The organism is Chryseobacterium sp. StRB126 (assembly GCF_000829375.1).
Classification (GTDB): Bacteria; Bacteroidota; Bacteroidia; order Flavobacteriales; family Weeksellaceae; genus Chryseobacterium.
Genome location: NZ_AP014624.1, coordinates 5,448,667 through 5,467,856 on the forward strand (window position 1 = coordinate 5,448,667; position 19,190 = coordinate 5,467,856).

18 protein-coding genes are annotated in these 19,190 nt (G+C 35.6%); 6 read left to right on the top strand and 12 right to left on the bottom strand.

The annotated features are described in order from the left end of the window. Nucleotides 1-104 precede the first annotated feature (104 nt). Nucleotides 105-1,136: a T9SS type A sorting domain-containing protein gene (locus CHSO_RS24540; protein ID WP_045501516.1), complete on the bottom strand. Its 1,032-nt coding sequence runs from the start codon at nt 1,134-1,136 to the stop codon at nt 105-107. A gap of 143 nt (nt 1,137-1,279) precedes the next feature. On the opposite strand from CHSO_RS24540, the gene CHSO_RS24545 reads away from it, so the two are divergent. Continuing rightward, nucleotides 1,280-2,152, top strand: a complete 873-nt coding sequence (locus CHSO_RS24545; protein ID WP_045501518.1) for a helix-turn-helix transcriptional regulator — start codon at nt 1,280-1,282, stop codon at nt 2,150-2,152. Nucleotides 2,153-2,245: 93 nt separating this feature from the next. Here CHSO_RS24545 and CHSO_RS24550 read toward each other — a convergent pair whose 3' ends face one another. Beyond that, the gene (locus CHSO_RS24550) at nt 2,246-2,530 is read right to left on the bottom strand and encodes a hypothetical protein (RefSeq protein WP_171817686.1); all 285 of its coding nucleotides are present in this window, start codon (nt 2,528-2,530) and stop codon (nt 2,246-2,248) included. A gap of 172 nt (nt 2,531-2,702) precedes the next feature. Next, nucleotides 2,703-4,310: a fumarate hydratase gene (locus CHSO_RS24555; protein ID WP_045501520.1), complete on the bottom strand. Its 1,608-nt coding sequence runs from the start codon at nt 4,308-4,310 to the stop codon at nt 2,703-2,705. Between the two features lie 198 nt (nt 4,311-4,508). Here CHSO_RS24555 and fumC point away from each other — a divergent pair, with 198 nt between their 5' ends. Continuing rightward, nucleotides 4,509-5,903, top strand: coding sequence for a class II fumarate hydratase (gene fumC, locus CHSO_RS24560; RefSeq protein WP_045501522.1), 1,395 nt, complete (start codon nt 4,509-4,511; stop codon nt 5,901-5,903). 194 nt (nt 5,904-6,097) lie between these two features. Then, nucleotides 6,098-8,080: a T9SS type A sorting domain-containing protein gene (locus CHSO_RS24565; protein WP_045501525.1), complete on the top strand. Its 1,983-nt coding sequence runs from the start codon at nt 6,098-6,100 to the stop codon at nt 8,078-8,080. Nucleotides 8,081-8,181: 101 nt separating this feature from the next. On the opposite strand, the gene CHSO_RS24570 is transcribed toward CHSO_RS24565, so the two are convergent. The 9 genes from CHSO_RS24570 to CHSO_RS24610 all read right to left on the bottom strand — a co-directional run bounded on the left by CHSO_RS24570 (nt 8,182) and on the right by CHSO_RS24610 (nt 17,052). Beyond that, a complete protein-coding gene (locus CHSO_RS24570; protein WP_045501527.1) occupies nt 8,182-8,898 on the bottom strand; it encodes an ABC transporter ATP-binding protein in 717 nt (238 codons plus the stop codon). 3 nt (nt 8,899-8,901) lie between these two features. Beyond that, a complete protein-coding gene (locus CHSO_RS24575; RefSeq protein ID WP_045501529.1) occupies nt 8,902-10,368 on the bottom strand; it encodes a DUF5687 family protein in 1,467 nt (488 codons plus the stop codon). A gap of 50 nt (nt 10,369-10,418) precedes the next feature. After that, the gene (locus CHSO_RS24580; RefSeq protein WP_045501531.1) at nt 10,419-12,068 is read right to left on the bottom strand and encodes a DNA repair protein RecN; all 1,650 of its coding nucleotides are present in this window, start codon (nt 12,066-12,068) and stop codon (nt 10,419-10,421) included. Nucleotides 12,069-12,165: 97 nt separating this feature from the next. Continuing rightward, on the bottom strand, nt 12,166-12,699 hold the full coding sequence (locus CHSO_RS24585; RefSeq protein ID WP_045501533.1) for an SMI1/KNR4 family protein: 534 nt from the start codon (nt 12,697-12,699) through the stop codon (nt 12,166-12,168). Then, nucleotides 12,687-13,592, bottom strand: coding sequence for a DUF4835 family protein (locus CHSO_RS24590; RefSeq protein ID WP_045501534.1), 906 nt, complete (start codon nt 13,590-13,592; stop codon nt 12,687-12,689). Before CHSO_RS24590 ends, CHSO_RS24585 begins: the two co-directional genes overlap by 13 nt. A 36-nt stretch (nt 13,593-13,628) precedes the next feature. Next, the gene (gene coaBC, locus CHSO_RS24595) at nt 13,629-14,834 is read right to left on the bottom strand and encodes a bifunctional phosphopantothenoylcysteine decarboxylase/phosphopantothenate--cysteine ligase CoaBC (protein ID WP_045501536.1); all 1,206 of its coding nucleotides are present in this window, start codon (nt 14,832-14,834) and stop codon (nt 13,629-13,631) included. A gap of 123 nt (nt 14,835-14,957) precedes the next feature. Then, on the bottom strand, nt 14,958-15,281 hold the full coding sequence (locus tag CHSO_RS24600; protein ID WP_002983982.1) for a DNA-directed RNA polymerase subunit omega: 324 nt from the start codon (nt 15,279-15,281) through the stop codon (nt 14,958-14,960). Nucleotides 15,282-15,323: 42 nt separating this feature from the next. Continuing rightward, nucleotides 15,324-16,319 carry an outer membrane protein assembly factor BamD gene (locus CHSO_RS24605; RefSeq protein WP_045501538.1) on the bottom strand — a complete coding sequence of 332 codons (996 nt, stop codon included), beginning with the start codon at nt 16,317-16,319 and terminating at the stop codon, nt 15,324-15,326. Between the two features lie 103 nt (nt 16,320-16,422). After that, nucleotides 16,423-17,052, bottom strand: a complete 630-nt coding sequence (locus tag CHSO_RS24610; protein ID WP_045501540.1) for a TetR/AcrR family transcriptional regulator — start codon at nt 17,050-17,052, stop codon at nt 16,423-16,425. Between the two features lie 96 nt (nt 17,053-17,148). On the opposite strand from CHSO_RS24610, the gene CHSO_RS24615 reads away from it, so the two are divergent. The 3 genes from CHSO_RS24615 to rnpA are packed head-to-tail and all read left to right on the top strand — an operon-like array spanning nt 17,149 to nt 18,864. Next, nucleotides 17,149-17,775: a TatD family hydrolase gene (locus CHSO_RS24615; protein WP_045501542.1), complete on the top strand. Its 627-nt coding sequence runs from the start codon at nt 17,149-17,151 to the stop codon at nt 17,773-17,775. Continuing rightward, nucleotides 17,768-18,493 (top strand): ThiF family adenylyltransferase, encoded by a 726-nt coding sequence (locus CHSO_RS24620; protein ID WP_045501544.1) that lies wholly within the window; start codon nt 17,768-17,770, stop codon nt 18,491-18,493. The genes CHSO_RS24615 and CHSO_RS24620 overlap by 8 nt, the downstream gene beginning before the upstream one ends. Beyond that, nucleotides 18,493-18,864 carry a ribonuclease P protein component gene (gene rnpA / locus CHSO_RS24625; protein WP_045501546.1) on the top strand — a complete coding sequence of 124 codons (372 nt, stop codon included), beginning with the start codon at nt 18,493-18,495 and terminating at the stop codon, nt 18,862-18,864. The genes CHSO_RS24620 and rnpA overlap by 1 nt, the downstream gene beginning before the upstream one ends. Nucleotides 18,865-19,190 lie beyond the last annotated feature (326 nt).

Genomic DNA, 19,190 nt, shown 5'->3' on the forward strand with positions numbered 1-19,190 from the left:
GACCCATGAAAAATTTCATGAGCCTTTCAATAAAAGTAATTGTAATGAACTATACCGTATGTAACGGAAATCTAGCCTATATATTGATTCAAATGTTAAAAAAATTAATTTTTCATAATTTTCTTAACTACAGATTCTCCGTTCTTTAATTTTAACTCTATCATATATAACCCTGAAGGAAGGCTATTCATATCAATCTGACCATCTGAAAATAACACTACTACACGTTCTCCGACAGCGTTAATCATCTTTACTTCTTCAATCATAGAATCACTTTTGAGTGTAAGAATTCCTTTGACTGGATTTGGATATACATTAACTGCCGATTTGTTTAGAATAATATCTGATGTACCCAAGCCTGCCTCTGTTTTAATACATCTTACTGATGAGCCTTGCCCTCGTGAAGCTCCTGCTGCTGCATTAGCTACTGTTGCACCAATGTACAAATATTTACCCCCGATTCCTGCAGCAGTAGAACTCCAGAAATATCCTCTTTTTCCAACAAATGTAAAACCACCATCTGAACTGCTGCGATAGCCTCCCATTGGCAGCTTTAAATTTCCACCATAAGCCTTTGCAGGAGAAATAATATTCTCCCCCTGAGCAATATTTTCCCAATCTGTTTGGGAAGGAAGTTTCCACCCCAAGCCAACTGCTTTGCAGGGATCAATTCCCACTGTTTCTGTAACATCAGATAGTCCTGTACCTGTCCATTTATCGTCTGCTCCGTTAGATGCCCACCATGCTGGCGTCCCTGTGATAAAAGAATCCGTTCCTTGCAATCCTTCGGGAGTATTATCAGAAGGAGGAGATATTACGGAAGAGTTTCTCAACTGATGTCCATCATCCCATCTTCCCCATTGAAACATATCCCCATAAGACTGTTCGTCATCTAAAGACTCTGCTACTCTTCCACTTCCAAGGTTTTGCTGAAGCCAGATATTTCCATCTGCTGCTCTTACGGTAGTATAGGTAACTGGCTGCCCACGATAGGTAAAGGTTACACATCCCCAATCACCAACATTATTTCCAGGATCAGTATTATTGCAGCCTTGTTGGGCACTTAATGCACTTCCAGCCATCAGCATAATCCCTATTCCCAGATTTCGTACTGCAAAAGATAAATCTCCAATCATAAATATTATTTTTATTTATTCTAAATTTAATTTAATTTTGCGCAAAAGTCCCTTACTAAATTAAATTCGGGTTATCATTCCCCACCTTTTAGTTATCCTATAAGAGTACTTTAAATGATACTATGACTGCAAAAATGTGTTGTATGGGGAATCAACAAAAAAATGAGATCGTTTTCAAATCGGAGAATATTGAAATTACCACGCAGGATTCATCAGCATTTGAAGGGGCTTCAAGATCATACCTTCTGGAATCCTCATCTAGTTTTAATCTTCTGTTCTTATTAAGTCCGGACATTCATTTGAAGGCTCATGATTATGATACAGAATTCATATTCAAAAAAAATCAATACATCCTTCATTATTCACCAAAGAAAAGCAAAGCTGAATTATGGACAGACAGTGAAGAACCTCTGAAATATCTGCATATTCAACTCAATTACCAGTACATTTCAAATCTTATTAATCCGGAAATGAACGGAGAGGGAGCCGAAATTTTGGAAAATATGATCCATAACAACTTCGTCTTTCTTCAAAAAGCCACTCCTCCCAACATGACAGTTGAAATGCATATTATATTAAAAGAGATTTTAAGCTATTCTAAAAAAGGTGTGATGCAGAAACTGTTTATTGAAGCCAATATTATCAAGTTGCTGCTTCTCATTTTTGAACAGTTTAATGAAAAAAATAATTTTGAAACAGCATCAAAGACTCCTGAAATTATTAAAAAATTCATTGATGAAAATTATCATCGGAATATTAAAGCAGAGGAAATCGGAAAATGGATAGGAGTAAATCAAAACCTCATCAGAAAAGAGTTCAAAGCAGAATTCCATACAACAATCAACCATTACATCTCTGAGTTGAGAATGCTGAAAGCCAGGAAACTTATTACGGATAAGGACATTATGATTAAAGAAATAGCCATTGAATGCGGCTATGAATATCTACAGAATTTTACCCGTGCCTTTAAAAAGAAGTTTGGTGTATCTCCGGAACATCTGAGAAATAATAAATAGAAAAACCGCCTAAAAAAATTAAGCGGTTTATATATGTTGTTTTGCTTTGATATTGCTTTTTCAGAATTCAGGTGAAAAAGCAATGACAATCAATTAATGATGATGTCCGTGATCGTGTAGGAAAGGTCCGTTTCCTTTAGGCTGGTTGTAGATTATTTCTACACCTTCCTGCTCAGTAATAAGCTTTCTTCTGATATCTTCAGGATCGAAAGGCTTCACTTTTCCGAAGTACTCTTTCAAACCTTCAGTTAGCCACATTGGGATTACTAATCCGAAGAACATAAAAATACACCAGAATCCTACTAGGAACATAGTAATGAAAAATACGGTCCAAAGGAACTGGTAGAACGGCCAAAATGCTGATAAAATAGTTATCATTCTCTTAAAGATTTTAGGCAAAAATAAAGCTTTTTTCCTTTTTACACAAAAGATACAGGCTCTATTTTTAAATTTATTTTAATTCTATATAGATTTTGAGGCGATGAGAAAGGAGATTTTAGACTTATATAATGATCTCATACCTCCATTCTCATGGTCTTTTTTTATCTGATTAATGAGCAAGATCTGCAAAGAAATCGTTTCCTTTGTCATCCGTAATAATGAATGCAGGGAAATCTTTCACTTCAATTTTTCTTACTGCTTCCATTCCTAATTCCGGGAAATCTACTATATCTACAGATACAATATTATCCTTTGCCAAGATTGCTGCAGGCCCACCGATAGATCCAAGATAGAAACCTCCGTATTTGTTACAAGCATTGGTAACATCTTTACTTCTGTTTCCTTTTGCCAGCATAATCATACTTCCACCATGGCTTTGGAATTCATCTACATAAACGTCCATTCTTCCTGCTGTTGTTGGCCCGAAGCTTCCTGAAGCCATTCCTTCCGGTGTTTTTGCCGGTCCTGCATAGTAGATTGGGTGATTTTTGAAGTATTCCGGCATCGGTTTACCGCTGTCGATAATTTCTTTGATCTTAGCGTGAGCAATATCTCTTGCTACGATTAATGTCCCGTTAAGTTTTAGTCTTGTTTTGATTGGATATTTTGAAAGTTCAGCTAAAATTTCTGGCATTGGCTTATTCAAATTAACTTCAACAGCTTCTTCTAGATGTGGTGGCGTTGCTGGTAAGAATCTTTTTGGATCTTGCTCCAACTGCTCAAGGAAGATCCCTTCTTTTGTAATTTTTCCTTTGATATTTCTATCTGCTGAACATGAAACTCCCATTCCTACCGGACAAGATGCTGCGTGTCTAGGAAGTCTGATTACTCTTACATCGTGAGTAAGGTATTTTCCACCAAACTGTGCTCCGATAGCACTTTCCTGACAGATCTTCTGAACTTTAGCTTCCCATTCAAGGTCTCTGAAAGCCTGTCCGGCTTCATTTCCTTCTGTTGGAAGATTATCAAAATACTTTGCAGAAGCTTTTTTCACCGCTGCAAGATTAGCTTCAGCAGAAGTTCCTCCAATGACTAATGCCAGGTGATAGGGCGGGCAAGCTGCTGTTCCAAGATCAGAAATCTTTTCCTTCACGAATTCTTCAAGAGACTTTTCGTTCAATAAAGATTTTGTCTTTTGGTAAAGGAAGGTTTTGTTAGCAGAACCCCCTCCTTTTGTTAAGAATAAGAACTCATAATAATCTCCTTTTTTAGCATAGATATCAATCTGTGCCGGAAGGTTTGATCCTGAATTTTTCTCTTCAAACATCGTTAAAGGAACGACTTGAGAATATCTTAAGTTTCTTTTTTGGTAAGTATTGTAGATTCCACGGCTTAAGAATTCACCGTCATCCACTCCAGTGTATACGTTTTCTCCTTTTTTACCCATTACGATTGCCGTTCCTGTATCCTGGCAAGAAGGAAGAGCTCCTTCAACCGCTACAGCAGCATTTTGTAATAAGTTATAGGCAACGAATCTGTCATTGTCGGTAGCTTCAGGATCATCAATGATTCTTTTAAGGCTTTCAAGGTGGGAAGAACGCAGCATGAAAGAAACGTCCGCCATAGCCTCTTCAGCCAATAATTCCAACCCTTTTGGATCAACAGTTAGAATTTCTCTGTCTCCCAGTTTTTCAATCTTTACATAATCTGATGTAAGCTTTTTATACACCGTATCATCTTTCTGAATTGGATACGGATCCTGATATCTAAATTCCATTCAATTTTTTTGTTTGTACAAAAATACGGCTTCCATTAAAAAAAGATGAGTAAAATCAGTCATTAAAATTGATATTTATAATGATTATAAATTGCGGGTTTATGAGTTTATAAGTACCTTTATACTAACTAAATAATGAAGTGGCAAAAGGCAAAAAAGCAACTTCAAAATTAAAAAGACTATAAAATTTCAACCACAATGAATTACAGAATTGAAAAAGACACCATGGGAGAAGTGCAGGTCCCTGCAGATAAACTTTGGGGTGCACAGACCGAACGTTCAAGAAATAATTTCAAAATTGGTCCTGAAGGTTCTATGCCTCATGAGATCATTGAAGCCTTTGCTTATTTAAAGAAGGCTGCAGCTTACACCAATACAGATTTAGGAGTACTTTCGGCTGAAAAAAGAGATATGATCGCTAAGGTTTGTGATGAAATTCTTGAGGGCAAATTAAATGATCAGTTCCCTTTAGTGATCTGGCAAACCGGTTCCGGAACTCAATCCAACATGAACGTTAATGAAGTGGTTTCTAATCGTGCCCATGTTAATAATGGCGGAACTTTAGGTGAAAAATCTGAAATTCATCCAAATGATGATGTGAATAAATCTCAGTCATCCAATGATACTTATCCAACAGCAATGCATATTGCAGCCTATAAAAAAGTAGTGGAAGTGACTATTCCTGCTGTTGAAAAGCTGAAAAATACCATTGCTGAAAAAGCCAAAGCCTTCAAAGATGTAGTGAAAATCGGAAGGACCCACCTGATGGATGCTACTCCATTGACTTTAGGACAGGAGTTCTCAGGTTATGTTGCTCAACTGGAATTCGGACTAAGAGCTTTAAAAAATACCTTACCTCATCTTTCTGAGCTTGCATTGGGAGGTACCGCAGTAGGAACAGGATTGAATACTCCAAATGGTTATGATGTAAAAGTAGCTGAATACATTGCAGAATTCACCAACCATCCGTTCATCACCGCTGAAAATAAGTTTGAAGCATTAGCAGCACACGATGCTATTGTTGAAAGCCATGGAGCATTAAAGCAACTTGCTGTTTCTCTATACAAAATTGCTCAGGATATCAGATTACTGGCTTCCGGACCTCGTTCCGGAATCGGAGAGATCCACATCCCTGAAAATGAACCGGGATCATCCATCATGCCTGGAAAAGTAAATCCTACTCAAAACGAAGCTCTGACAATGGTCTGCGCTCAGGTTCTTGGAAATGACACTACTATTTCATTTGCCGGAACTCAAGGGAATTATGAACTGAATGTTTTCAAACCGGTGATGGCTTACAACTTCCTGCAATCTGCACAACTTATTGCTGATGCATGTATTTCATTCAATGACCACTGTGCTGTAGGTATTGAACCGAACCATGAGAGAATTAAAGAGCTTGTAGCTAAATCTTTAATGCTTGTAACGGCTTTAAATACTCATATCGGGTATGAAAATGCTGCCAAAATTGCAAAAACTGCTCATAAAAACGGGACAACGTTGAAAGAGGAAGCAATTAATCTTGGATTGTTAACCGCAGAACAGTTTGATGAATGGGTAAAACCGGAAGATATGGTGGGTAGCCTAAAATAGTTTTGATTTCCTCTCTGAATTAAATGATAAAAAGAGATTGTTCTAAGAGCAATCTCTTTTTTTGCATTTAGTTGTATCTACGTAAAAAAGGCAATGTAAAAAAATCAAAAAACAATACTTTAAAAAATAAAATAAATAACATAATAAAATTATTTATAAATTTATATCAAAACTAAAAACCTAAATCTCAAGATATGAAAATTTATTTACCAGCATGGTCTGTTCTTAGAAAAGCCATGTATCTGCCCCTCTTTATGTTCATGATGAACACTTTATTATATGCACAGAAAGTTTACATAAGCAGCCAGAGCTCACAAAAGTATGGGCCATGTGGTAACTGCTCTGTTCTGAATCCTCAAAATGTTGTAGGGCCTGATGAAAGTGATTACACCTCCTTAGTAATTCCTCTGGGACTGGGCTCAAGAATTGAGCAAGATCTTATTTTCCCTTCTGTAAAAACCCATACAAAAGCTGTTATTGGCATAGGAACCAATATTTCCGGTTTATCAGTTCAACTACTTGCAGGGGTTTCTGTAGAAACCTTTAACGGAAATGTATCCAATAACGATTATAAGATTGTTAATAACGAAATACTCAAAATCGGATTAATAGGCACTAATTCAGAAAAAGGAACTATTGAGTTTTTCACAACAAAGCCTTACGACCGAATACGGATAAGTTTAAATGCGGGATTATTAAACCTCAATGGAGGACTGAATTTATATTATGCCTATCAACTGGATAACAGAGTTTATGCAAGTAGTGAAACCCACATCGCTTCTTCATTCGGCTGCAATAACTGTAGTCTTATAAATCCACAGAATGCAGTTGGCCCAAATGAAAATGACTATTCCACCTTAACAACAGGTTTCTACATGAATGAAACAGATATTCAGCAAACACTCTTATTCCCAAAAATCAGAACATTTACTAAACTTATAGTGGGCGTTGGTAGCGATAGTATGCCTATAGACCAAATGATAAAAGATAGGGTTTATATTCAAACAATTAAAGATGACGATATGACTGCAGAACGTTTCCATGAAATTAAAAAAGATCCTCAAAATCCCAACCGCGGAACAATAGAACTTATCACAACTGTACCATATAAGGGAATCAATCTTAGATTACGCGGTGCCAATTCCAGTATGGCGCCCACTGTTGACTTGAAAATCTACTACGCTTACCAGGAAGAAATCAGTCTTGACGCATGCAAAAATGTTCCTTATGATCCATTTTATTATTTTTCCTTTAATGGAAATACCAGCAGCACAAAATTTGGATTTAATCTTCATCCGTCAGTCCTTTTTCCTGAATTCAAAAATAATATAGCCTGCCAGCAAGGGCTTACTTCAACAACTTCATCATACACCCTTGAAAGCTCAGATATTTCACCTTCTCTTTATACCGGTGACATTACCGTTTCATTCTGGGCTAATATAAGGCCCGGCGATCCACTTATTCCAGATCCGAATGACCCTGAAGAATATCTTCCACCTACAAAACCACAACCTTTTCTTCAACTGGAAGCTTTTGGAGAGAAGTTTCACATGACCCCCAGAAGCCTTATGATTGGTGAAGATTTTGATGGCGGGCAAATTTCCCAATCGGGAGGTTATGCTCATTATGTACTCGTATTACAAGCTGATAATTCTAACTTCGACAACGCCTGTATTTATATTAACGGAATACCAGGGGGTGGTTCTACGGATGAAAATGGAACTTGCACATCCTGGACTCAGCAGGAAAGAAGTAACCATAAAAAGATTAAACTTGCTCTTGACCGGGCAGATATTGACGAACTGATAATTTATAACAGAGCCCTTAGTGAAAGTGAAATACGTCTGCTAGCCCACTCTTATAGCGCTATTACGAACACAACATTCACAAAACAACCTCAGCTTCTGGCATCCAATAAAGTTAAAGCCAATCCTCAAGAAGAAATATTCACTGTATTTCCTAACCCAACAAGAGGACAGGTTACATTAAAAGGGAATATTCCTTTGGAAAATGCAAATATATCTGTAAGAAACACCTTTGGAACTGAAGTTTACCGCTCCAAAGCGAAATCTAACATGATTGATTTGCCTGCAACACTATCAAACGGGGTCTATATTCTTACACTACAAACCAGCAACAATAAAGTATACAGTCAAAAGATTTATCTAACAAGATAAAAGAAGCATAACTTTTTATCCCTATAATAAATAAACCTGCCTTTATATAAGGCAGGTTTATTTTATAGTATATTTATTTTTCACCTAAATCCATTGTATGATTACACTATCGGATCAGAAACCTGATCCGCAAAATATTGCTCAAGATCTTTCAATGTCTCAGGTGTTGTTTGAATATCTTTTACAAGCTGTCCTTTGTTCACCACTACTATTCTGTTGCAAACTTCTGTAGTATGTGAAAGATCGTGGCTGGAAATAAGAAAAGTTACCCCATCCTGCTTTGATAATTCCTTGATTAGATTTTTAAGTTTAATCTGTGTAGACGGGTCCAGGTTAGCAAAAGGCTCATCCAGAATGATGATTTGTGGGTTTCCAATAATGGCTCCTACAATGCCTACTTTTTTTTGATTTCCTTTCGAAAGATCCCGGATATATTTATTGGATTTAAGGATTTCACCATTGAAAAAATCATAAAAAGGTTTTAAAAATTCGTCTACAGATGCCTTATTCTGGCCTCTCAATTCACCAATGAAGTAAAAGTATTCTTCAGGAGTCAGATAGCCAATAAGAAAAGAATCGTCTACAAACGCTGAAACTTTGTTTTTCCAAACCTCGGATTCATTTACTTTAATCCCATCAACGCTTACAAACCCAGTACTTGCCTGAATAAGATCTAACATCAGACTAAAAAGAGTGGTCTTTCCGGCTCCGTTATTTCCCACCAGACCAAAAGTTTCACCATTAGAAATTTCAAGATGTTCAATATTAAGAACGGTTGCCGTTCCGTATGTTTTAGATAAATTATTTATAGTAATCATAGCTTAGTCTTTATTTTTAAATGCATCCAGTGTGCTGTATTTCTCTTTTTTATAGTGTTTCACAATGATATCAAAGATTTTCTCCCGCAGTAAAAACCCTATCAGCCCCAAGATGGCGATACTTATCACCCCTGCAGTAATTCCAAAAAGAGATTTTGCACCGGCAAATACAGCCATAGGAAGCAGCATTTTAGGAACCATCAACAGCATCGATTTCAAATTGAAACTATTTTTCTGCCCGAATCTTTTTTCTTTTGAATTAAGGTCAATCTGAGTTTTATTGAATGCTCCAGACCAAAGTGTAAATTGTGAATTCACTCCGATATTATAAAGCCCGGCCGCAAAAAAAGTAACATAAATTTCCCAGCCAAAATAGCTATACAATGCAGCTATAATGATTGACACCCCAGTTACAATATTCATCAGCCACCATTTGGCCTTTAAATATTCTTTGTAGGGAACATTCAGAGTCATCATCAGAGGATAATAAGAGCTGTCAAAGGCAGGAACTCTTTGTCCAAACAGAAACTGAAATCCTCCCGTTACAAAAAGCCCCATGAACATTGTCATTGCAGGAGTTTTGTACGTTTTAGAAGTATACATCAGCAATCCATAGAAAAGAAACATAAAGCTTCCCAAAAGAATACCTCTGTTTACTTTATTACGTTTCAGCATCTTTATATCATTGTTAATGAATGCTCCTATGACTCCATATTTATTTAGAAAAGCAATATTTTCTGTTTTACCTACTGATTTTTTTGCTTCAAGGCCTTGATCCAGATAGAATTCTTTACGGATATATCTAAAACAAAACGCCCACATTACAACAAATATGAAAACAGGAATTAGGGAAAGATATGGTTTCTCATATAGGCCATAGAAAGCCATGTTTGAGTAAGAAAATATTGGGATAATATTATAATAGCCCAACGCTGCTACTATTGCAATAACTACAGCTACAACAATAGCAACCTTTTCTGTGCTGTTGAGAAAAATGTTGAGAAAGCTATTTAGATAAAATAAAGCAGAGATTCCTATTAACCATGATAAAACTCCTGGAAAACTATATCCGTAAAACAGGGCAATCCCCGAAAATGTAATGAAAAACAGAGAATTAAGCCAGCTAAAGGCAGAAAAAAAAGTTTTTACCAACAGATAATTGACCAATGTCCTCTTTTTAATATTCAAAGTAAGGAAAGGCTTGATATTTTGTGTTGGAATTTCCTGCCAGAGGTATTTGATCGCTAAATCTGCAACCCAGCCTATGAGTAAAAATGTGGAAACAATCTTTAAAGGATCCTGATGTATTTCATTCTTCACATACATAAAGACCAGAAAAGCTCCACCTACAAGGCATCCCATAAAATAAAGAATCGCAATGAATCTTAAAATTTTCATGGTAAGATTAACCCCTAAAGAGGTACCACGGAAAAAGCTTTTAATTTCAAGATTAAGGAACTTTAGAAACATAGTTTAGTTTTTTACATTAGTAAATATAACGTAAAAAACATTACAGCTTCTTAGCCAATAAGTTCTTTCGCCTGAGCGAGTGCTGCTTCAGTAATTTTACTTCCTGATAGCAATTGGGCGATTTCATTGAGTTTTTCTTCATCGCTTAAAGGAATGATGGTAGATTGGGTTTTCCCGGCAATATCCTGTTTTACCACTTTATAATTATCATTTCCTTTGGCGGCAACCTGTGCAAGGTGAGAAATAACAATCAGCTGCATATCTTCAGACATTTCGCGCATCAGGTTTCCAATTTCCTCGGCTACTTTTCCTGAAACTCCTGTATCAATTTCGTCTAAAATCAACGTTGGCAATTCATCACTTTCAGCAATAATCTTTTTTACCGCAAGCATAACTCTTGATCTTTCACCGCCTGAAATGGCTGTTTGGATTGGCTTCAAAGGAAATCCTGAATTAGCCTGGAATAAAAGCTGGATATTTTCTTTTCCGAATTGATTAAACTCTTCCACATCCTGCAATTCTATATCTACTCTGGCTTTTTCCAGCCCCAGTTTTTTAAGAAGTCCTTCTGCCTTTTTAATGAAAACAGGAATATTCTTTTTTCTGTTTTTGGAAAGCTTTTCCGCCAGAACCTGAAGAGATTTTTCTTTTTCAGCAATATTCTCTTCAGTTTCAATAATTTGTGTCTCAAGTTCTGATGCACCCTTCTGATCTCCCGCCAGATCATTTCTGATCTCTATCAGCTCTTTAAGCTCTGAAACATTATGTTTGAGAAATAACGCATTAATCTTATTATTCAGTTCTGTAAGAACAAGAAGGCTTTCCGGATTAATCTCCAGCTTCTCAGCTTCATGTTCAAGCTCAGAAATAATATCTTTCAACTCTACAAATGAAGTATCAAATCTTTGATCCAGCTCTGCGAAACTGGTTGAAACACCTGAAATTTTGGAAAGCTTAGTCTTTGCTTCATTAAAGAATGAAAGGATTCCAATCTCTTCCTGATGAAATCTGGACAGAATCTGACCAACGTTTTCAGAGATCATACCTGCATTTTCCTGAATAGATAACTGGTTTTGAATATCTTCGTAATCTACATCATCCAGGTTCAATTCTTCAAGCTCAGTAAGTAAGAAATCTTTATAATCACTTTCTTTATTGGCTTCCGAAAGTTGTATTTTCAACTTTTTTAGCAATGTTTTCAGATTCTGAAAAGTTGAAAACTCCTGCTGATAGTCTTCAATGATTTTTTTATTTTCAGAAAGGCCATCAATAATTTTAAACTGATATTCTGAGGTAAAAAGATTGGATGTTTCAAATTGAGAATGGATATCAATTAACTGAGAAGAAAGCTCTTTCAAGATATCTAATGTTACCGGAACATCATTGATGAATGCTCTTGATTTTCCGGATGGTAATATTTCTCTTCTGATAATGGTCTGCAATTCATAATCAAGATCGTTTTCAATAAAAAATTTCTTGAATTGATTGTTTAATGCAAACTCTGTTTCTACAACGCTCTTTTCTTCTGCTTTTGAAATGGATTTTACATCTGCCCTTTCGCCCAAAATAAGACGCAATGCACCCAAAATAATGGATTTCCCTGCTCCGGTTTCTCCGGTAATTACCTGAAGACCGTTATTTAATGATACTTCAAGGGTATCAATCAGGGCGAAATTCTTAATGTAAATTCTTGAAAGCATGGATAATCCGTGTTTTTATCAGATATTAATATTGGTTGTAAAAATAGGGTTTTTTAATGAAAACAGAAATGGCAGATAATGATTAAATAGGCAAGTCTTATGCTTTTGAAATTTCTGTTAGCAGTTCATAAAAGTTTGAGTATTGATACTGAAAAGAATTTTCATCTTCATGATCCCAAAGAACAACAGCATTATTGTTATGGCTATCAAAACACAACAGTCCCCAGTCACTATATACAGCAAAAGGAATATACCCCTTATCAAAAAGGAATTCTCTTGAGTAGGTCTCGAACATCATTTCACGAAGAGAGGCTCTCCACGAACTGACAGGAAGTGAACAAAAGGAAACTTCCGAGATCTGAAGCTCATAAAAATGTTTATGTTTCAGGAATATTTTAAAATTGTCTGGAAAAACAAACCCGGTCTCTGCTTCAAATTCCTGAAGTTCAGTATCGGTAACCGTACTTGTAACAGGAAGCCAGAATTTCCATTCTTCATCGGGCTGGTCCTGGGCAAGCATTTCTTTTTCAATATCACAAGGAAGTTGATTGAGTTCATTCTCAACCCAAAAGTTAAGCGTTCTGTCAACTATTTCTTTAATTTTTATTTCCTCATGATTTAATTCTTCCATTTATTCCACTTGTTATCAATATTTTTTGGAGAAAGAATAATCATGGTCTGCTTCAGATCATTAAGGATAAGCCCGCCATTATTTCCGGAATTAAAGACGTTAAAGATCTCATCACTTTTAGTATCCATGAAAAGGTTGAAGAAAAAGCCTTGCTGGAAAGAATTCTCATACATTTTAAGCTGCATCAGGGCATCAAAAATCACTTTTTTCCCTGGTGTCTGGTCCGGATTAAAAAGATTATCCATCCCGGATCTATGATAAGTATACATCGTAGATCTCAACTGGCTCCAGTTTGGATTCATAATTTCGTTAATCAATATGGTGCGGCTTCTCGGTTCGTTGATGGTATTCCAACCGTCATAGTTTCTGTTTTGAGAGTTTTGAGCAATCTGTTGTGCTTTTGTGAACCACTGAGTTCCTCCCATTGACTGGAAACTATCAGCATCATAGCCTAAAATAAGATAAATGTAGAAACTGATTACATCGGTAAGGTTTTTCCCGGAAAATTGTCTCTCGTTGAAAATAAGGTTTTCGTTCTCAATATATTCAAAGCTGAATCTTTGGTCCTGAAGATTCAGCAAAGGAGATTCATACGTGGTATTATAGACAGGACGTACTGCCTGAACTACAATGGTTCCTTTAAATTTATTGACATCTCTTTCAGCAATAACAATGGAAAAACCACATTTGATCTTTTCAAAATTCTGTAACTTCTTCCCCGTCCAGCTGGTATTGTTAATGAAGTCTCTAAGACTTTTCTCCAAAGCTTTAAAAGCCTGCTGATTACTTCCTCCTATCTGCTGGGAGTTTACCTGAACAGTTGCCAGCAACTCCTGGGAAAAACCAAGATTAAAGATAAATAACAGAAAAAATAAACTTATAATTTTTTTCATTGTCTATTAAAAATTGAGAACGGAAATTTATTAAAATTATTTTAAAAGCTGAGATTCAACAAAATTGAGAATATCTTTTGCTACATCATCTTTGGACTTCAGATCAAATTCTCTTTTCTCTGTTCTGGTGAATATCTTGATCTTGTTGGTATCATTTTTAAATCCTGCTCCTTCATCACGTAAAGAATTCAAAACAATCATATCAAGGTTTTTCTTTTCCAGTTTTCCTTTGGCATTTTCTTCTTCATTCTGAGTTTCCAAAGCAAATCCTACCAGAAACTGATGGGTTTTCTTTTCTCCCATCGTTTTAAGAATATCAGGGTTTTTCACCAGCTCAATGGTAAGGTTTTCATCATTCTTCTTGATCTTTTCCTTAGCCACATCCTTTGGTGCATAATCTGCCACGGCAGCACTTGCAATCCCAATATCTATTCTATCATAAAACTCAAATACTTTAGCCAGCATTTCTTTTGCAGAAGTTACCTTATGCAGCTCTACATTTTTATCGGTAAGGGTTTGGGAACTTGGTCCTGAGATCAGAATCACCTTAGCCCCTCTTTTTGAAGCTTCTTCAGCCAAGGAAAACCCCATTTTTCCTGAGGAATGATTTCCTATGAATCTTACCGGATCAATCGCCTCATAGGTAGGTCCTGCTGTAATTAAGACTGTTTTTCCTTCAAGACTTTTTTCAATAATATGATCTGTAAAATAATTTTCAACGGTATTAAAAATGGTTGCCGGTTCAGACATTCTTCCCTGCCCGATCAGACCACTTGCAAGTTCTCCGTTTTCAGCAGGAATGATAATATGCCCATAGCTTTCTGCCAGTTCTAGATTTCTTTTCGTGGAAGGGTGTGCATACATATCCAAATCCATTGCCGGAGCAATAAATACCGGACATTTTGCAGACATATAAGTTGCGATCACGAGATTATCACACATTCCGTGGATCATTTTAGACAAGGTATTGGCTGTACATGGGGCCACAATCATCACGTCTGCCCATAAAGCAAGTTCCACGTGGCTGTTCCAGGTTCCGTTATCACCATAAAAATCAGAATAAACTGGCTTCTTCGATAGCGTGGCCAAACTTAATTGGGTTACAAAATGTTCTGCATCGGGGGTCATAATCGCCTGTACTTCGGCTCCTTGCTTTATAAAATCTCTTATCAAAAAGTGAACTTTATAGGCTGCAATTCCGCCAGAAACAGCAATAAGGATCTTTTTACCGGAAACACTCATTTAGCTTTAATTTTTTTGAAATACTAAAATACTTATTTTTTCCCACAATCAGGGTTTAAAACAGCAAAGGTCATAAAAGAACTTAGTTCCTTTATGACCTTTGTTTATAAAAAACACAGATGATTACTTTCTTTCTTCTGTTTTTCTAAAATATACATCATCGTTTAACCATTCTTCAATAGCAATTGAAGTTGGCTTTGGAAGTTTTTCGTAATGTTTAGAGATCTCAATTTGTTCTCTGTTTTCGAAAACCTCTTCCAATGTAGAATTGTGAACAGCAAATTCATCTAATTTGTTGTGGAGTTCCGTACGGATCTCCGCATTAATTTGCTCTGCTCTCTTTCCCATGATAACAATAGCTTCGTAGATTGAACCTACTTTATCTTCAATCTTATCTTTGTCGTAAGTAATAGTATTTACTTCTGCTTTTGTATCTTTTACACTCATTTTGAGAAATTTATTTTTATTTTAAGATGGCAAATTTACGAATTATCTTTTAATTTTGAAAGTCGCTGCTGGCGGAGGGGTCTTAAGTGCCGCACTATCCCTCTGCATCTGCTTTGCCTGCTTTTCGTTACTGATTTGATCTTTAATCTGCTGTTCTTTTTTATCCTGGCTGGCAAGCTTTTCAGCTTCTTTCTTTTGTCTGGCTGTTAACGCAGCAATTTTTGCTTCTGTTTCTTTTTTAACAATTACAAAATGTTCTTTTTCTTTTTCCAGCTTTGCTCTTAGATCAGATGCTGTTTTAGAATATTCTGTATTAGGAAGCTCCTTTTCAACCATTTTCACATAGGTTAAAGCGCTTTCAATACGTTCGTCTTTAAGGCTATAAATAGACTTTATGGCTAATTCATAACGAGATTTCATGATATAATCATAAATTTTCGGACGAAGTTTTGTACTTGGGAAATCTTCCAATACATTTTCTAAAGCTACGTTAGCCGCTTTGTACTCACCCATTTTAAAGTACTGTCTTCCGTTTTCATAAGCTTTAAACTCCAGCTTATAAGAAAGTTCGTCAATAAGTTGACTAATATTTTTTGATCTTTCTGAATTTGGATAATTGTTCAGGAAGTCCTGAAGCTCATTAACCGCTAATTCTGTACTTGACTGATCCAGGTTGTAATCCATAGATCCTTCATAGTAACATAATGCAGACATATAAGCTGCTTCTTCTGCTCTTGGATCTTTTGGAAAGTTTACCGCAAAGTTTTTAAACTGATGCCCCGCCAGTTTATAACTTTTATCGTAGTAATTGGCATAAGCTGTATTGAAACCAACGTTAGGAAAGTCATCCGTTCCCGCTACAAGGTTCGCTAGTCTGTCATAAAGAGCCAATGCATTTTTCCACTTTTTCTTAGCGAAGTTTTCATTGGCAGCTTTTAAGATAAAATCTTTATCAGCACTCTTCATTGCTCTTTCTTGCTGGCTAACACATGATGCCATCACTGCTACAGCAAAAAGACCTAAAATATATTTTTTCATATAAAAAATTCAACAGTTTTCGGATTATACAGCCGATTTACTAATTTGCAAAAATATAACTTTTTTGTCAATAGATTTTTTTTTATGAATATTTAACGTAATTTTAGTCTGCAGCATATCCTAAAATTGCAAAAACACTTAATAAAAGATTCATTCTCACTTTCTTTTCAGCCTCTTTAGTATAGGCTTCTTCGTTTTTACTTGGTACGTAAAGTTCATAAAAATTTTTATTCCGGATCACAAATAAAGTAGAACCGATAATCATCGTAAGAATATCTTCCGGCTTGGGGGTAAAGGTAAATACTCCTGAAGCCACTCCTTTTTTGATGACTTCATCCAGTTTTTTGACAAACAGCTGGTAAAAATCCAGCAATTCATCCTTTAAATTCTCTGTATGACGGAGTTCCTGGGTAACAAACCCATGGAAATAATTGTATTTGAACAGTTGGGAAACAATATATTTTATCATTTCGCGCATCTGCATTTCTGGCTTTCCCTCTTTAATGGTATCAGCAAATTCTGAAAAATTTTCCCTGGTCTTTAATACTCTATATTGATAAAGATAAGACATCATTTTCTCCTTAGAACCGAAGTAATAAGAGATCATCGCAACATTGATATTGGCTTTCGAGCAAATATCTCTCACAGAAGTTCCTTCGTACCCTTTCCTTGCAATTAATTCTTCTGCAATATCCAGTATGTGAATCTGTTTTTCAGTAAATTTTTTTTTCATAAAGTGTACTTTGAGTAAAGTTAAGAAATTTTTAACACATTTGTAAACGATCGTTTAATAATTTTATATTAATTCCAAATAGTAGTATTTTTGACTATGGAATTTTTTGATTTTCATCATCATAAAAAATACATCCGAGACGGAATTTACAATTTGGATATTGGACAAATTCCGCCGGATTCCCCTTATTCAATAGGAATACATCCCAATAATATTGATATTAATAACATAGATCACCAGTTGAACTGGATGAAAAGCATGATGTTTCAGAACTGTTTTGCCATAGGAGAATGTGGTTTAGATTCTCTTGTTTCTATTGACCAAAAAATCCAGCAGGAAATTTTTTTAAGGCAGATCAATATTTCCAATGAAGTAAAAAAGCCTGTTATCGTTCACTGCGTTAGAAAATTTTACGAGGTAATTTCTCTTAAAAAAAGGGCGGAACAGCCTATGATTATTCATGGTTTTAATAAAAAACAGAAAATTGCAGAAGATCTTCTGGCCAATAATTTTTATCTGAGTTTTGGAAAAGCTGTTTTGTATAATTTATCTTTGCAGGATATTTTAAAAAATACTCCCTTAGACAAATTCTTTTTAGAAACTGACAATGAAGATTTTAAGATCGAAGAATTGTATCTGAAGGTTTCGGAAATAAAAGGAATTTCTTTGGAAGAACTCAATGAACACATTTTAGAAAATTTACACACGATAAGAAATGGATAAATACTGGTTGGAAAGAACGGAACTTTTGGTAAAAGAAGAAGGTTTGGAAAAATTGAATAAAGCCACTGTTTTGGTTGTTGGTTTAGGTGGTGTAGGTTCTTTTGCTGCTGAATTTCTGGCAAGAGCCGGGGTAGGAACCATGACGATCGTAGATGGTGACACAGTAGATATCACCAATGTAAACAGACAGTTACCAGCATTACGGTCTACTGTCGGAAAACATAAAGTAGAAGTTGTTGCAGAAAGACTTTTAGATATTAACCCCGATCTTAATTTAACTAAAATTAATGAGTTTCTGAATCCTGAAAGAATGGATGAAGTTTTGGATTCTGCAAAATTTGATTATGTTTTGGACTGCATTGACAGTGTTACTCCAAAACTTTGTTTGATTATAGCAGCCAAAAGAAGAAGGATAAAAATTGTAAGTTCAATGGGAGCCGGTGGAAAAACCGACCCAAGCAAAGTATTGGTGAGAGACATTAGCAAAACCGAACATTGCCACCTTGCAAGACAAGTAAGAAAAAGGTTGAAAAAAGTAAAAATTGACAAAGGGGTTCGTTGTGTTTTTGCTAATGATATTCAGGATGAAGAAAGTTTGAAAATGACTGACGGAACCAATTATAAAAGGTCTTTTTATGGAACAATAAGCTATATGCCTGCAATTTTCGGTTTGTATGCTGCTGCTGAAGTTATCAACTCTCTAGTGAAACAAGATTAATGCAAAATACCAAATATCCGAAAGCGGAAAAACTCAAAAAAAATACAGAGATCGGTTTACTTTTTGAAAAAGGTAAATGGCGGACTTCTGGAAATCTGAGAATCATTATTCTGAAAGATAAACCCACCACCCCAATTGAAAGCGGAAAGTTTGGAGTTTCTGTTTCTAAAAGATATTTCAAAAAAGCGGTTCACAGAAACCGTATTAAAAGGTTGTTAAGAGAGTGCTATCGATTAAATAAAGGTTTATTCAAAGAATCTTTTGGGGAAAAAACTATAGCCATGCTATTTTGGGTTTCTTCAGAAATGCCACAAAAATTTCAGGATGTGGAAGCACAATTTATCAAGCTTTGCGAGACTCAGAAAAAATAATTTTTTATAGAGAAGCCTAACGGTTAGGATAATATTTAATTTTCTCCCACAGACAACACAGATTAGCACAAATCATACTTTAAAAACATTCCTAAATATCTGTGAAAATGCGCGATAATCTGTGGTTGCTATTTCTTCACAGATTCTATTTTTCATACGTTATATTTTTTACCACAGATTATACAGATGGACACTAATGATTGCGTATATAAGCTTCTATAAAGTCTATATTTTATAGGTTTTTATATTTGTTGATAACACTAAACTATGTATCTCATAACCTAAGCCCTGAACCTCACAACTTACTGATTTCAAATCTCGCATAC